Source organism: Deltaproteobacteria bacterium (assembly GCA_016178705.1).
In the GTDB taxonomy this organism is placed as follows: Bacteria; Desulfobacterota; Binatia; order HRBIN30; family JACQVA1; genus JACOST01.
Map to the genome: position 1 here is coordinate 457,302 of JACOST010000030.1, position 15,865 is coordinate 473,166.

Annotated in this window: 9 protein-coding genes; 4 read left to right on the forward strand and 5 right to left on the reverse strand. The window is 66.2% G+C overall.

What is annotated here, in order from left to right:
* Nucleotides 1–32: 32 nt before the first annotated feature.
* From HYR72_23120 to selA, 5 genes are all read right to left on the reverse strand, one after another.
* A complete protein-coding gene (locus tag HYR72_23120) occupies nt 33–1,859 on the reverse strand; it encodes a hypothetical protein (GenBank protein ID MBI1817879.1) in 1,827 nt (608 codons plus the stop codon).
* Between the two features lie 231 nt (nt 1,860–2,090).
* Nucleotides 2,091–3,407 carry a CCA tRNA nucleotidyltransferase gene (locus tag HYR72_23125; protein MBI1817880.1) on the reverse strand — a complete coding sequence of 439 codons (1,317 nt, stop codon included), beginning with the start codon at nt 3,405–3,407 and terminating at the stop codon, nt 2,091–2,093.
* Nucleotides 3,408–3,449: 42 nt separating this feature from the next.
* The gene (locus HYR72_23130; protein MBI1817881.1) at nt 3,450–4,283 is read right to left on the reverse strand and encodes a hypothetical protein; all 834 of its coding nucleotides are present in this window, start codon (nt 4,281–4,283) and stop codon (nt 3,450–3,452) included.
* Between the two features lie 239 nt (nt 4,284–4,522).
* Nucleotides 4,523–6,439, reverse strand: a complete 1,917-nt coding sequence (selB, locus tag HYR72_23135; GenBank protein MBI1817882.1) for a selenocysteine-specific translation elongation factor — start codon at nt 6,437–6,439, stop codon at nt 4,523–4,525.
* Nucleotides 6,436–7,806 (reverse strand): L-seryl-tRNA(Sec) selenium transferase, encoded by a 1,371-nt coding sequence (gene selA, locus HYR72_23140; protein ID MBI1817883.1) that lies wholly within the window; start codon nt 7,804–7,806, stop codon nt 6,436–6,438. Before selA ends, selB begins: the two co-directional genes overlap by 4 nt.
* 70 nt (nt 7,807–7,876) lie before the next feature.
* Here selA and HYR72_23145 point away from each other — a divergent pair, with 70 nt between their 5' ends.
* From HYR72_23145 to HYR72_23160, 4 genes are all read left to right on the forward strand, one after another.
* The gene (locus HYR72_23145; GenBank protein ID MBI1817884.1) at nt 7,877–8,755 is read left to right on the forward strand and encodes an ABC-2 family transporter protein; all 879 of its coding nucleotides are present in this window, start codon (nt 7,877–7,879) and stop codon (nt 8,753–8,755) included.
* A gap of 6 nt (nt 8,756–8,761) precedes the next feature.
* Entirely contained in the window at nt 8,762–9,559 is a 798-nt protein-coding gene (locus HYR72_23150; protein ID MBI1817885.1) for an ABC-2 family transporter protein, read from the forward strand.
* Between the two features lie 21 nt (nt 9,560–9,580).
* Nucleotides 9,581–10,579 carry an ABC transporter ATP-binding protein gene (locus HYR72_23155; protein ID MBI1817886.1) on the forward strand — a complete coding sequence of 333 codons (999 nt, stop codon included), beginning with the start codon at nt 9,581–9,583 and terminating at the stop codon, nt 10,577–10,579.
* Between the two features lie 79 nt (nt 10,580–10,658).
* The gene (locus HYR72_23160) at nt 10,659–15,701 is read left to right on the forward strand and encodes an AAA family ATPase (GenBank protein MBI1817887.1); all 5,043 of its coding nucleotides are present in this window, start codon (nt 10,659–10,661) and stop codon (nt 15,699–15,701) included.
* Nucleotides 15,702–15,865: the final 164 nt, after the last annotated feature.

Genomic DNA, 15,865 nt, shown 5'->3' on the forward strand with positions numbered 1-15,865 from the left:
GTGAGTCCGGATCACGTCTCACGATTCACATCTCACGATTCCGGCACGCGCACGATCATGCGCGCTGGCTCGCCGAGGTTGCCGGCTTTGTCGCGGAGGCGCACCAAGAACAGTGTGTCCCCCGCTGGTAGCGCGAGGAAGCGCGAGATCCGCAGACAGAACTGCTCCGTCGAGTTAAGCCCGACGCAGCCGAGATCACCCGAATCGCTCAACATGACACAGCCCGTCGAGCTCGGTCCGGGACTAGTCGTGCCGCACGACCGAGAAATCGATAGCCCGCTGCCGTTGTCGAAACGGCAGCCCAGGTCATTGATCGCGTCGGTGATCTCCTGATCGGCATCGAAGCGCGGGGGATCGACCGCGGGTACGCCGCCGACCAAAGGAAGAATATCGTCGCAGACTTCCAGGCTGCCATTGCCGAGCGGTCGGCTGGCGACGATCTGCAGATCCGGTCGAGCGCTGGGATCGTCGCTGAACGAGGATCCCCCCGGCGGTTTCCGTGACCGACCGATCGCGCCCTCGACGACAATCTGGAATCCCAATCCTGATGGTTCGTAGACTGGAATGCCGTCTTCCACTGCCACTGGATCGAGGGGCCGATCGCTGGCCGACGTGAGGCCGAAGAACGACACGATAGGGCCGGGTGCGATGGTCGGCGTTGGCGATGGCGTGATCGATGGCGTCGCCGTCGGTGTGAAGGTCACCGTGGGTGTGGACGTCACGGTCGGTGTGGAAGTGCGCGTCACCGTCCGCGACGGCGTGCGCGTCGCGGTGACGGTGGGTGTGCGCGTGCGAGTTGTGGTGAAGGTTTGCGTCGCGGTTGGGCCAGTGGCTGTCGCGGTGGGCGACAGCGCTGTGATCGCGGTTGATGTGGGCTGATCGGTTGCGGTCCGCGTTGCGCTGCTGGTGCGAGTGATCGTCCGCGTCGTCGTGGCGGTGGCGATCGGTGACGGCGTGCGCGTGAATGAGGGCGTGCGAGTGGGTCGTGGCACTGTGGCGGTCGGGGTTGGAACCGAAGTGAACGTGGCCGGCATCGGGCCGCCGACGCGGACGATCAGGCGCGCCGGCGTACCCAGATTGCCATCGCTGTCGCGCAGCTGCACGCTGAGCAGCGTGTCGCCATCGCCAAAGCGGAACGTGCTATCGACCGACAGACAATACTGCCCGCGGCTCTTCGAATCGAGAAAGGCAGTTTGTCCGAAGGCGTCTTGCGTACACGCGCCGCGTGAGCTGCTTGCGACATCGAATTGGCAAGCCAGATCGTTGAGCGCGTCGGAGATCGGCTGCGTGATACTGAAGTCGGGCGGATCAATCGCCGGCACGCCGCCGCCGTCGCAGACCGCGGGGCTACCGTTGCCGAGTGGCTGATTGGCTTGGATCTGCAGATCGGGCCGCCGCGCCGGATTGTCCGGATTGGAGTCGAACAGACGAAACGCCAGGCTCTTGCCTGACGGCCCTGGCGCGGCTTCGACGAAGATCTTGAAGCCGCTGCCGGCGGCTCTGAAATACACCGGCAGCCCGGGCTCGAGGTCGCCGAGCGTCGCGGCGAGCTTGCCGTCGGCGGTGGCGATGCCGAACAACGTGATGCGCGGACCGGGAGCCGGCACGGGGGTCGGCGCTGGGCGCAGCAGATTCTGCAGGGCGATCAAATCGGCCGCGTTGATCAGCCCATCGTCGTTCGCGTCCGCACCAGCGCACGCGTCATCGACCTCCGTGAAGATGCGCAAGACTGTTTCGGGCAAATCGGCGTCGGTGAGCGCGCCGTCGCAGTTGGCGTCGCCCAGCATGGTCGCGGTCGCGGCGAACGGCAACAACCACAATCCAATTCCGAGAAGCACGCCGATCCACCGCCGCATCATGAGGTTCATAAGCAACGGCCGGGACCCTACCGGATGCCAGCGGCGCGCTCAATCGCACAGACTCATGGCTTTTGGCTTGGCGGTGTCGGGGAAGATGAGGACACCGCAGGATGCGGACACCGGCAGAGCCTTCCGGCGAGCCGTTCGGTCTGCGCAGTGCGGCTCGGCAGAAGCCTCGCCCTCCCAATTGTGCACCAGCCGATCGGTAGACCCAGATGGTGAGATCCGACACTACTCGTGTTGCAGGTAATGCGCGCGCACCCACTCCATCGCGGCGGCGTGTGTCGTCAGTCGGCCTTCGAGTTGCGCTTCTTCGACGGCATCGAGAATCTCGCGGAAGCGTGGGCCGGCGTCGAGCCCGAGGGCGAGCAGATCGCGGCCACGGATCAGCGACGGCGGCTTGATCTGCGCTGCGCCGAATTCGGCCTGCTTGGCGCGACAGAACTCGTAGTGGCGCAGGTCCTTGTTGGACGCGAGCGCATCGAGGCGGGCAAGCGCGAGCAGCTCGTTGATGCCGTCGTGGGCGAGGAAGCGCTTCAACGTGCTCACGCGCATGTCGGCGGCGTGAATCAGGCGCAGATGGTTGCTCACCAACCAGGCGACGCGCTCCCACACCTCGCGGCTGCGGCGCAGACGCTGACAGACAGCGACGGCGATGTCCGCACCTTGCTCGCAGTGGCCGTAGAACGTGATGCGATCGTCACGCCGCTGCGCGCACGCCGGCTTGGCGATGTCGTGCAGCAACGCGCCGAGCGCGAGCGTCTCGCTGGGCTGCTCGAGTTCAGCGAGCAGCAGCAGCGTGTGGGTGAAGACATCGCCTTCGGGATGATAGTCGGGCGATTGCTCGACCCCTTTGAGCGCGGCGACCTCGGGCAGCACCATCGGCAGCAGACCGGTGGCATCGAGCAGCTCAAAGCCGCGCCGGGCATTGCCCTCGCACAGGATGCGGACGATCTCGTCGCCGATGCGCTCCAACGCGATATCGCCCAAGTGCGGCGCGGCGTTGCGGATCGCATCGAACGTGGTCGGCTCGATGACGAAGCCGAAGCGGGCCGCGAAGCGGACGGCGCGCAGCATCCGCAGGCGGTCTTCGTAGATGCGCGCCGACGGATCGCCGATGGCGCGGATGATGCCGGCGCGCAGGTCGTCGCGCCCGCCGACGTAGTCGATCACCTCGTCGGTCACCGGATCGAGGAACATGCCGTTGATGGTGAAGTCGCGCCGCGCGGCGTCTTCCGTCGCCGAACTGAAACGGACACTCGCCGGGCGCCGGCCGTCGACGTAGGCGGCATCGGCGCGGAAGGTCGCGACCTCGAACGGCTGGCCTTCGAGCACCACCAGCACGACACCGAACTGGACGCCGACCGGCACCGTCCGCTCGAACAAGCCTTGCACAGTCTCGGCCGGCGCGTCGGTGGCGACGTCGAAGTCGTTCGGTTCGTGCCCGAGCAAACGATCGCGCACGCAGCCGCCGGCGAGGTACGCCGTGAAGCCCGCCTCACGCAGCCGCGTCGCAATCGAGCGGGCGAGAATTTCCTTGTGGCTCATGAGCACGCTCACGATTCACGACTCACGATTCACGCCTTACGCCTACGTCGGATTGCCGCCGTCGGCGAGCAACGGCTTCTCGAACAACTGCGGCGGAAACTGATTGTTGAAGTGAACGTCCTCAACGAGCTGCTCCACCACCATGTTGCCGACGATCGCGCCCTCGGCGTCGGCCGGGAAGAATTGCCGCCGCCGTTCCTTCCGAATGCCGCCGCAGTCTTGATAGTCGAGCCACTTGCCGACCCACAAGCTGTGCGTCAGAAACGATGCCGTGATGTGCCCGAGCACGTGATCGATCAAGCCGGACTGCGGATCGAGCGAGATCACGAACCAATCGCCCGGCGCTTCGGGGGCGCCGTCATCGAGCGTGACCTTGAGCCGTTGCCAGCGCGTGTCGCCGTCGCGCTGCTCGCCGAGGTCGGTGATTGTCACCGGCAACTCGGCGAGACTGAACGGAAGCGAGAACCAGAAAATGTTGCCGACCATGTTGAAGCGCGACAGCGCCAGACGCGCCGGTTCGCGAATCGGCGCGCCGTCGCGCAGCATCCACGCATCCTTGCCGTCGAAGCCAAGCGTGACCGGCTGCGGCAGGCCGAGCGATTCGTAGCGCACGCGCGGGCCTTGGTGCAGCGGAGACTTGTGGATGCCGATGCTCTCTGACGAAATATTTCCCACCGGATCGTAGAGCGTAAACGTGGTCACGAAGGCGACATCGCGCACGGCGAGCCAACGATCCCAGCCGCCGGCGGCGTCGATGGCGCGTTGCAGCAGCACGCCGGCGCTACCCGCCGGCAGACGCAGCGGTGGCGCGTCGTTGGTCCGTTCACAGGCAACGCAACTGAGCAGCAGGACCGCCACTACCGACGTAGGTCGCATACCGTTTGTCCGCGAGTCGCGTGTTCGATTATGGGCACGCTCCGGTTTTGTCAACGCGGCACGCCCGGGCGGCTTTGCACAAACGGAAGCGTCAACCTCATTCCTCTCGTCATTCCGGCGAAAACCGGAATCCATCCGATCCCCACACCCCAACCTGGATACCGGCTTTCGCCGGTATGACGGACACGCCGATGTGATCTCGTGTGCAAAGCCCCCGCGGGCAATCCCGGCAGATCACGCTACGGCCGTCGCAGTTTACGGCTGTCGCCAACGCGCAGGGTGAAGCCGGTGCGGTCAAAGTAGTCGAGCAGGGCGATCGAGAACTTGCGGCTGGCGTTGATGAGATCGCGAAAGGTGGCCGCGGTGATCTCGCCGTGCGCGATCACGTAGTCACGCAGTAGACCGCGGGCGCGTTCGAGCGCTGCCGCCGCGTAGTACAAGTCGGGCGCAATGCGCTGCACACGGCCTTCGCGTTCGAGTTGCTGCAACAAATCGTTCAAGCGTGCGCGCGGCACGGCCAGCGCGGTCTCGATCTGCTTGAGATCCGGCGGGGTCAGGCCGCCGTCGCGCAACAATGTCTCGGCGCGACTTGCGAGCGCTTGATCGGCGCCGCCCAGCGCGACGCGGTGCGCGGGTAAGCGAAGGACACTCTCGTCGCGCACCAGCAACTTGTCGGCAATGATCCGGTCGAGCGCGGCGCGAAAAATCTTCGGCGAGAGATCCGGCGCCACGCGCGTGCGGACCGACTCCATCTCGATGCCGGGTGCGAGCGGCGTCGCACGATGGCACTCGATCACGGCGTCGATGGTCGCTTGCCGCACGCGCTGCCACTTGGCGCTATTGGTGACTGCCTCCGGCGCTTCAACCTCGGGCAGGACCACCAGCCCTGAATCGGAACGCAGGACGGCGCGTAGGCGCTCGGGCGACAGGTGCGCGGCTTGCAGCAGCAGATCCGGCGCCATCGCCACGCCGGTATCCAATGCGATCACCGCCTCGACGACCGCATCGTCGCTGGTTGCGTGATGCAGTGCCGTGACGGCTGCCAACACGGTCGGATCATTGCGACGGTGGCGCGGGGCAAAGGCGTGGACCACCACGCCGCCTCCAATCGTCCGCTGCGACGCCTCGTCGCGCAGCACGAAGCGGTCGCCGCGCAGTGCCGCCACCGGCTCGCGCAACACCAGTTGCGCATACGATGACGTGCCTGCGGCCAACTCGCTGCGCGCATCGAGCAGCACGAGCTTGCCGATCACGTCGGCGGTGCCGACGAACAGGCGAATTGCACCATGCGTTGCGACCGCTCGGCGCGCGCCCGGACGCAGCTCGACCCACGCATCGAGGCGATCGCTGGCGCGATCGAGCGCCGGGCTGCAGGCGACATGGCCGCGCACAACTTCGGTGCGTTCGACGCCGCTGAGGTTGAGCGCCACGCGCTGGCCCGCATGACCCTCGCGCACGAGGTCGTTGTGCACGTGAACCGAACGCACGCGCGCGGTCTCACCCCCCGGCAGAATGCGGATGGTGTCACCTTCGCGCACGGTCCCAGAAGTCGCGGTGCCGGTAACAACCACGCCGTGGCCGTGCAGCACAAAGGCACGATCGATCGGCAGGCGAAAGAATCCCGGGCGCTCGGCGCGGGCGTAGGTGCCGAGCCGCTCCGCGATTGCCGCGCGCAGCGCCGCAACGCCTTCGCCCGTCACCGACGAAACCGGAAGCATCGGCGCGTCTTCCAGCGCCGTGCCGGCGAGCAGGACTTCGATTTCCTCCTTCACCGCGGCGAGACGCGCGGCGTCGACCAGATCGATCTTGGTAATCGCGACGACGCCGCTGCGCGTGCCGAGCAAGTGGAGGATATCGACGTGCTCCTCGGTTTGCGGCATCACGCCGTCATCGGCCGCGACTACCAACAACGCGAGATCGATCCCGTGCGCGCCGGCGAGCATGTTGCGGATGAAGCGCTCGTGCCCCGGCACGTCGACGATGCCGACGCGCACGCCGCCGTCGAGGTCGAGGTGCGCAAAGCCGAGGTCGATCGAGATGCCGCGCTCCTTCTCTTCCTTGAGGCGATCGGTGTCCAGGCCGGTGAGTGCCTTGATGAGCGCGGTCTTGCCGTGATCGATGTGGCCAGCGGTGCCGACAATCGCGTGGAGGCTCATGCGTTGGGCACGAGATCGCTGGCGTGTTCGATCGTACGCACGTCGAGCAGGAAGCTACCGTCGTGGACACGTCCGATGATGGGCGGATCGGCGCGGCGGAAGCGCGCGGCGATGTGATGCGCGGCGATGGTCGGATGGGTGACCGCGACCACCATGGTCGCAATGGTCTGCGTCGGCACCGCGCCGCTACCGATCTCCGACCGCGCATCCCGCAGCGCAACTCGATAGTCGGGGCCGAGCACGGCTTGCAGCAACTGACACGCCTGCGCGGCGACTCGCTCGATTTCGGCGAGCGGACGAGTGAGCGTGCGGAGTGTGGGCACGGTGGCGCTGAGGTTCGGATCGTAGCGGTACAGCCGCAACGTCGCCGACAAGGCCGCGAGCGTCAGCTTGTCGCAGCGCAGGGCGCGCTTGAGCGGGTTGCGCCGCATGCGATCAATCAGATCGCGTGCACCGACGATGAGGCCGCATTGCGGCCCGCCGAGCAGCTTGTCGCCGCTGAAGGTGACGAGATCGGCGCCGAGACGCAGGCGATCGGGGACCACCGGTTCGGCCGGCAGATCCCACTGCGACAGGTCGACGAGCGCGCCGCTGCCCAAATCTTCCATCACCGGCAAATCGTGCTCGCGGCCGATCGCGACCAACTCCGGCAGCGAGACCTCGGCGGTGAAGCCGACAATCCGATAGTTGCTGGTGTGGACCTTGAGCAGCAACGCCGATTGCGGGCCGATGGCTTCGCGGTAGTCACGGGCGTGGGTGCGATTGGTGGTGCCGACTTCGCGCAGAATCACGTTGCTCTTCGCCATCACCGCGGGGATGCGAAACGAGCCGCCGATCTCGATCAGCTCACCCCGCGACACCAACACCTCGCGATGTTCGGCGAGGGTATTGAGCGCGAGCAACACCGCCGCGGCGTTGTTGTTCACCACCGTCGCCGCCTCGGCGCCGGTCAGCGCGCAGAGATCGTCTTCAACCAGATCGTCGCGGTCGCCGCGCTCACCGGCTTCGATGTCGTACTCCAGATTCACCGGATGTTGTGCGGCCTGGGTTACTGCCGTGATCGCCGACTCCGCGAGCAGCGCCCGGCCGAGATTGGTGTGAACGACGACACCGGTGGCGTTGATCACGCGACGGAGCGCCGGTTGCGCGGCTTGACGCAGCAGCGTTGCAGTTTGGGTGACGACAGCATCGATGTCGGGTGCCGCGCCGCCGTTGCTGCGCAAAGCCTGTCGCGTTTCGTCGAGCAGCGCGCGGATGGCATCGGCAACCGCCTCGCGCCGGTAGCGCGTCAGCAAGGTCGCGGCACCGGCGCTCGACAACACGGCATCCACCGACGGCAATGCCCGCAGGTTTGAATCGTGTGGCATGCCGGCATGGTGCTCCGTTTCGGTGACGGACTCAATCGCCGCGCGCGGCCCGACAAGCTAGGCGATCAGCTTGAGTCGTGACGCGATCTGCGGTAACCGTCACGCCCTTTCACAACCGGACTTGCAGATCGAGATGGCGTACTTCGCGTCGCTTCGCGTCTACCCGAGCTTCGCTCGCTGCGCATTCCAACGGCGCGCCGCGTATCGGTTGGCCAATTGGACGGGGATCACCGTCAACTTCTTTTTTTTCCTGATTCACGCGCAGGTGTTCTTCGCGTTCTTTCGCGGACGGGCGCAGGTAGCGGGTTGGCGTGCGGAAGAGGCCGTGCGCTACTTCGCGACTTCCGAGGCGCTGGTGATGGTGCTCGGCGTGCTCACCGCGCAGTCGGGGATTCAACTCGCCGAACGAATCCGTACGGGGGATGTCGTCGTCGATCTCGCGCGCCCGGTGCCGCTGTGGGCGCGTCATGTGGCGGAGAGCTTCGGCTCGGCGCTCTACTACGCGCTGACGCGCACGGTGGTGCTCTACATTGGAGCGATGCTGATCTACCGGCTGCCGCTGCCGCATCGCGCGGCGATGCTGTGGGCGCCGCTGGCGATCGTCTTGGGCGTCGGCATCGTCGCCGCGCTGATGTATCTCGCGGGCGCGACCGCGTACTGGATGGAGTACGCACACGGTCCCGTCATGGTGGTGGTGTTGGCGCTTTCTTTTCTCGGCGGCGTGATGCTGCCGCTGGATTTCTATCCGCTCGCGATGCGTTGGGTGGCCGATCTGCTGCCGTTTCGCGGCGCCGTCTACACTCCGATCGCGATCGCCAACGGTACACTTGCCGGCGCGGCACTCGCGTTCGGCCTGGCGCACCAAGTGGTCTGGCTCGGCGTGTTGCTGTGGCTGTCGCACGTCGTCGAGCAGCGCGGCACGCGACGGCTCGCCGCGCTGGGCGGGTGAGCGCGCATGTCAGCACTTCACCTCTACCTCCGTCTGATCGGCGCCAGCGTGCGCGCACAGATGCAATACCGCGCTTCGTTCTTCATTCGCAGCAGCGTCGACTTCCTGGTGGTCGTCGCGGACTTTCTGCCGATCTACTTTCTCGTCCGCAAGTTCGGCGCGCTAGAAGGCTGGAGCTTGGCGGAACTCGCGTTGCTCTACGGCATGGTCGAAGTGTCGTGGGCAACGATCGAGGGCGGCCTGCGTGGCTTCGAACACTTCGGGACCTACTTGATTCAAGGTGAACTCGATCGCTGGCTGTTGCGGCCGCGCAGCGTGATCGTGCAGATCGCCGCGCACTGGTTCGAGATCCGCAAGCTCGGCCGTATCGCCCAAGGGGCGTTGGTGCTGACGATCGCGGCGATCACGCTGCACCTCGATGCGCGCAGTTGGGCGTGGGTGCTGACTGGCGTATGCGGCGGCATGTTGTTCTTCGCCGGCGTGGTGATGCTGGGTGCGGCGGCGCAGTTCTGGACCCTCGGCGAGACCTCGGAGCTGCAGAACATGCTCACCTACGGCGGCAGCGCCGCGCTCAGTTATCCGGTGTCGATTTACGCGCAATGGTTTCGGCGCGTGCTGACCTACGGTATTCCGCTCGCCTTCGTGAACTACTTCCCGGCGCTCGCGGCACTGCATCGGACCGAAGTCGAGGGCTGGCCGGCGATCATGCCGTGGTTGTCGCCGCCCGTGTGCGCCGCTGTCGTGCTGATCGCCCACGCCGCGTTCATGCGCGGATTGCGGCGCTACGAATCGACGGGAAATTGAGCGGACGCTGAGATCGACGCGATGATCGAAGTCGCCAACCTGCGCAAGGAGTACCGCGTCGCGCGCCACCATCGCGGCGCGTTCGGCGCACTGCGCAATCTCGTCGAGACCGGACACGACGTGGTGCGTGCGGTCGACGGCATTTCGTTCACCATCGCGGCGAGCGAGTTCGTTGGCTTCATCGGACCGAACGGCGCGGGCAAGTCGACGACGGTGAAGATGCTCACCGGCGTGCTCGAACCGACCGCGGGCACGGTGCGCGTCGCCGGCCGCGAACCGCGCCGCGAGCGGGTGGCGCACGTCGCGCACCTCGGCGTCGTCTTCGGCCAGCGCACGCAGCTGTGGTGGGATCTGCCGGTGATCGAGTCGTTCGACTTGCTGCGACACATCTACCGCGTTGCCGAACCTGCCTACCGCGCGCAGCGCGATCGCTTGGTCGCGATGTTGGAGATCGGTCCCCTGCTCGACACGCCGGTGCGCAAACTGTCGCTCGGTCAACGCATGCGCTGCGAGTTGGCCGCAGCACTCGTCCATGCGCCTGACATTCTGTTTCTGGACGAGCCGACGATCGGCTTGGACGTGGTCGCGAAGGAGACCATCCGCACGTTCTTGGCGGTCGAAAATCGCGAGCGCGGCACCACGATCCTGCTGACCACGCACGATCTGGTCGACATCGAGCGGCTGTGTCCACGGATGATCCTCATCGATCACGGCCGTGTCGTCTACGACGGCTCGGTCGAGCAGATTCGCCGCAGTCTGGGGAACGAACGGCGTCTGCGTGTCGACTTCGACGGCGCGGCTCCGGCGACCGTTCCCGCCAACGTCGAAGTCGAGGAGCGCGGCCCCGAGCGCTTGGTGCTGCGCTTCCGTCGCGATCAGGTGCCGGCGCCGCAGTTGATCGCATGGCTCGCCGAGCGCGCGCCAATCACCGACCTGTCGCTGGAGGAGACCCCGATCGAACGCATCGTCGCCGGCATCTATCGGAATGGTCTGCGCGACGGGTTGCCACCGAATTCGTGAGAACTGAGATTTCGCTGACCTTTGCTTGCGTGGAAACTCGGTCTCACGCTAGCTAGTGAACGTGAGATCGAGCAGCCACGTGACGAGCATAGTTGCGGTCGACGATTCGTTTGTCGGTCGTACAGAGGAATTGGCGACCCTACACAAAGCGGCCGACGACGCCTGCGCGGGACACGGCCGATTGATCCTGCTCTCTGGCGAGCCGGGTATTGGGAAGACTCGCACGGCGGAGGAGTTGGCTGCATACGCGCGCCACTTAGGTGCGCGATCGCTATGGGGTCGGTGTTACGAAGGCGAAGGTGCGCCAGCGTTCTGGCCGTGGGTGCAGATCGTTCGTTCGGCGGCCGACAAGGTCGGCGCATCTGAACTGCACACACTTTTCGCTGCCAGTGACGCCGAACTGGTCCAACTCGTGCCGGAGTTCCGCGAGCGCATACCCGAACTACCATCGGCGCCGGTGCTGGACCCAAATCAGGCGCGCGAGCGGATCTTCGACAGCATGGGACGCTTCCTGACGCACCTCAGCGAGCAACAGCCGCTGGTGGTCATCATTGATGACTTGCAAGGCGCGGACTTGCCTTCGGCGCTGCTTGTGCAATTCATAGTGGAGTTGTTGGCGCAGCAGCCAGCGACGCGCCTGTTGTTGGTGATCGCCTGTCGCGCGGCCGCGCTCACGGCACGAACACCCCTCGGCGATGTGCTCGCGGGGCTCACTCAGCCCAACGGTCATGCGCACCTGCACCTCGGCGGCTTGAGTCAGGCGGAGGTCACTCGCTTCGTCGCCACCCATGCGGGCGTCGAGGCCCCGGGGGTGGTCGCGACGCAGTTGTATCAGGTCACCGAAGGGAACCCGCTGTTTCTCAAGGAGGTGGTGCAACTGATTCAACGCGAGGGGCACTGGCCGCAGGATGGTGCGCCGGTTGCGCTACCCTCCACCGTGAGCGCCGTCATCGGGCGGCGGCTGGCGTCCCTCTCGCCCTCGTGCCGGCAACTGTTGGCGGCTGCGGCTGTCATCGGTCGCGACTTTCGTGCGACCGTGGTCGGTGAGGTGGTGGCGCTCGACGCGTCCACCACGTCGGTGGCGACGTTGCTCGAGGAAGGCATGCAACATCAGATTGTCGGTCCGACAGAAGGGGCAGACGTCTATCGCTTCTCGCACGCGCTGATGCGCGAGACCTTGTACGCCGAACTATTGGCAGGCCGCCGGCAGCAGCTCCATCGGCGCGCCGGCGAGGCGCTGGAGCGAACACCGGAGATCGGCGAGTTGCTGACTGAAGTGGCGCATCATTTTCTCGCCGCCGGTACTGCGGCGGATCTGCGCAAGGCTGCCGTCTACGCGCAGCGTGCCGCCGAACGCGCGTTGACCCTACTCGCCTACGAGGAGGCGGTCCGTCTCGCCGACCTCGGGCTTGCCGTGCTCGATCGCTTGGATGAGGCGCGCGACCTGTCGCGCTGCGAGCTGCTCCTGACTCTCGCCCACGCACAGAAGGTTGCGATCGACACCGCCACGTCGCGGGCGACGTTTGGGCAGGCGGCGACGCTGGCGCGGTCGCTGCGTACGCCAGATTTGTTCGCCCGTGCGGTGTTGGGCACCCGTTGGCGGCTCGACATCGGCAACACCGACGCCGACGGTGTCCGCTTGCTCAAGGAAGCGCTTGAGGGTCTCGGTCCTGACGACAGTTTGCTCCGGGCCAAGGTGCTCGCCGCGCTCGCTGACGCGTTGCTCGCGACCCTTGACGTCGAGACGTTCACCCACGCGGCGGAGCTGAGTCGCGAGGCGGTGGTGGTTGCGCGCCGCGTCGGCGACCCCCAGGGCCTCAGCGACGCGCTGGAGACGTGGATCAGTTGTGCCTGTCTGCCGGAGAACCTCGACGAGCGCTTGGCGGCGGTGAACGAGCTCGTCGCGCTCGGTGAGACGCAACGGTCGACCGAGATCGCCGCAAAGGCGTCTCGTATGCGGCTGGGCTGCCTGTTCGACCTGGGAGACGTGGCGGGAGCGGAACGCGAACTCGAACATCTCGCACGCTGCGCCGCTACGCTGCGGCTGCCGCATTGGCTGTACTGGGTCCTCTATTGGCGCACCACGCTCGCCACGTTTCGCGGGCGCTTCGCCGACGCCGGACGGCTTGCGCTTGAGGCCCTCGACCTGGGCCAGCGTGCGAAGGAGCCATTTGCGTTCCAGATGTTCTCGATCCAGGGGGGCTTCCCCCTCTTGCTACAGGGGCAGGTTCCGGCCAACTACGGCGACACCATGGGTCAGCCGATCGCTGACATGGCGTGGAACTGGGGGATGCGGACCGCACTGCTGTATCTCGCCCAAGCGGTTGGCGATGAGGCCTCGGCGCGCGCGCAATTCGAGGCCTGCGCCGCCCATGATTTCACCGACATCTCCCGCACCAACCGCCTGCTGGCGCTGGCGGTCCTCAGCGAGTTCGCGGCGCACTTCAACGATACGCGCCGGGCGGCGCTGCTCTACCCGCGGCTGCTCCCGTTCAAGACGCGCAACGTACCCGACCCGAGCTGGGGCTCGGTGGCCCGCTTCGTGGGATTGACGGCTGCGACACTGGGCCGGGTGGATGAAGCCGCGCAACACTTCGAGGATGCCATCGCGCACAACTCGCGCATGGGCGCGCGGCCACATCTCGCCCTGACGCAGACCGACTACGCGCGCCTGCTGTTCGAACGCCATGCCGCGGGCGACCGGATGAAGGCCAGCGCGCTGCTGGATGCCGCCGTGGCCACTGCCAGTGAACTTGGCATGAAGCCTCTCTTGGCCAAGGCGCAAGCGTTGCACGAGCGATTCCAGTCATCAGATGTCGGGCAAACGGGGCGGACTCCCGAACTCGTGGCGCCACGTGAATCGCGCAATCCTGCGTCGCTGTCGATCCTGAGGTCGGAAACGCCCACAACGGTCGACTCGGCTCCAGTCTCCGCGCCGTCACCCTTCGTGGGGCGCCAACCGGAGATGGCGATCCTGAGAGCCGCAGTGGAGGATGTAGTGGGCGGTCGGGGGCGGCTGATCCTGCTCGCCGGCGAGCCCGGCATCGGCAAGACGCGCACGGCGGAAGAATTCGCCAGCTCGGTGCAAGAACGCGGTGGGCAAGTGTTGTGGGGCCGCTGCTACGAAGGCGAGGGCGCGCCGGCCTTTTGGCCGTGGGTCCAAGTCCTGCGCGCCTGCGCCCAACAGTTCGATTCGACCGCCTTGCGCGACGCTCTCGGCGCCGGGGCGGCGGATCTCGTCCAGATTGTCCCGGCGATCGGCGAACAAATCACCGCGCTTCCCATCCTCGCGCCGAGCGAATCGCCGGAGGGCCGCTTCCGCTTGTTCGATAGCGTGGCGCAATTCCTCGGCCGCAGCGCGCGCCGAACGCCGTTGGTGGTGATCCTCGACGATCTGCACGGCGCCGACCGATCCTCGCTGGCGCTGCTGGAGTTCCTGGCGCGCGCGCTGCGCGCGGTGCCGATGCTGGTGGTGGGCACGTATCGCGATGTGGGCGCAACTCAATCTGATGGGCTGACCGAAACCGTGGTTGAGTTGCTGCGCGCGTCGGGGACCGAGCGGGTACTCCTGCGCGGATTGAATCAATCCGAAATCGCGCAGTTCGTGGAAGCGCACGTGGGCTCCGCGCCGCCGGCTGAGTTGGTCGCGCAACTTCATCAACGCACCGAGGGCAACCCGCTCTTTGTGGGCGAATTTGTCCGGGTCTTGGCCGCCGAGGGTCGTATGCGCGATGCGCCGGGAACCGCGGCGTGGAACATCGCGGTCCCGCACGGCGTGAAAGCGGTGATCGAGCACCGGCTGGCGCCGCTGACGTCGGCATGTCGCGAAGTGCTCGCTGTCGCCGCGGTGATCGGTCGAGAGTTCCAGCCGCGCGTGCTGGCCTCCGCCTTCGGAGTCGCGGCGGGAGCGCGGGACGATGCGGTGGCCGTGGCATTGGAGGAAGCGGTGGCGGCCCGGATCGTCGACGAGCAGCCCGGGGCACCTGGTCGCTATCGGTTTGTCCATGCATTGATTGGCGAGACCTTGTACGACGGATTGAGAGCGTCACAGCGTGTGAAATTTCACCAACGAGTTGGCGAGGTGATGGAACAGTTGCCGGATGGGCAGGAATTGCTGGCCGAGCTGGCGCATCATTTCTACGAAGGCGGGCGGGGTGGAGACCCAACCAAGGCCATCGCCTATGCGCGCCGCGCCGGTGATCGCGCCATGGCGCTGCTGGCGTACGAGGAAGCCGAACGGTTCTATCAATCGGCGCACAGCCTGCTTGATGCGCCTGGCGCTGCGGAGCCCGACCGTTGCGCCGTGCTCGTGGATCTCGGCATGGCGCAGCATCAGGCTGGCGATTCCGAGACCAGCACGGCTACCCTGCGACGCGCCACAGAGTTGGCCACACGGTTGGGGCTGCAAGCACAACTGGGGCGCATCGCCGCGCACTTCGAGACCTTCGGCACGCGGGTTATGCCCAAGCCGGCCGCGGATCCGCCGTTCTCCGAGTCACTACTCACGACTGACGACTCACCGCTCACGAGCCACGACTCACGGTTCACGACTCACGACGCACGACTCCCGAACATCTTCCGCCGCGAAGGCAACTATTGGACGATCGCCTTCGACGGCAGCACGTTTCGTGTGAAGGACAGCAAGGGACTACAGTACCTCGCGCACCTCATTCGCTATCCCGACCGCGAGTTCCACGTCCTTGACCTCGCAGCGCAGCAGTTCGCCGCCAACCATGAAGCCGGCGCACACCAAGATTTCAAGATGCCGCTGTTGGACGCCACGGCCAAAGCGCAATACACGCGCCGCGTCGACGATTTGCGCGAGGAGTTGCAAGAGGCGGAGCGCAACAACGATCGCGGCCGGATCGAACGGGCGCGGGCGGAGATGGAACTGATTGGTGAACAGCTCTCGGCGGCTGTCGGTCTCGGCGGACGTGATCGCAACGCGGCGCGCGACGCCGAGCGCGCCCGCTTAGCCGTGACCAAGCGCATCAAAGCCGCGCTGAACGCGATCCGATCACTGCATCCGAGCCTGGCGCGGCATTTGAGTCTCAGCATCAAGACCGGATATTTCTGCACCTACCAACCCAGTCCCGGCGACTCGATCTTGCGAGTCGTCTGAAGAAGACCCGCTCACCCCGCCCGCTCTGCGTCTGCCATGGTTCGGTTTGTCAAGGGGCGGGATGAAAGCCACACCTCTTCTCTGCGGGGGCGGCGGGGTGGTGGTCCGCGCGCAGCCGCACCGGGCCACTGGCGTTGATGGTTGTCTCCCGGTGAACCTCCCAC

Coding starts and splice junctions, on each gene's coding strand:
- HYR72_23150 (MBI1817885.1), top strand. CDS start 8,762: ATGTCAGCACTTCACCTCTACCTCCGTCTGATCGGCGCCAGCGTGCGC.
- selA (MBI1817883.1), bottom strand. CDS start 7,806: ATGCCACACGATTCAAACCTGCGGGCATTGCCGTCGGTGGATGCCGTG.
- selB (MBI1817882.1), bottom strand. CDS start 6,439: ATGAGCCTCCACGCGATTGTCGGCACCGCTGGCCACATCGATCACGGC.
- HYR72_23125 (MBI1817880.1), bottom strand. CDS start 3,407: ATGAGCCACAAGGAAATTCTCGCCCGCTCGATTGCGACGCGGCTGCGT.
- HYR72_23130 (MBI1817881.1), bottom strand. CDS start 4,283: ATGCGACCTACGTCGGTAGTGGCGGTCCTGCTGCTCAGTTGCGTTGCC.
- HYR72_23155 (MBI1817886.1), top strand. CDS start 9,581: ATGATCGAAGTCGCCAACCTGCGCAAGGAGTACCGCGTCGCGCGCCAC.
- HYR72_23120 (MBI1817879.1), bottom strand. CDS start 1,859: ATGATGCGGCGGTGGATCGGCGTGCTTCTCGGAATTGGATTGTGGTTG.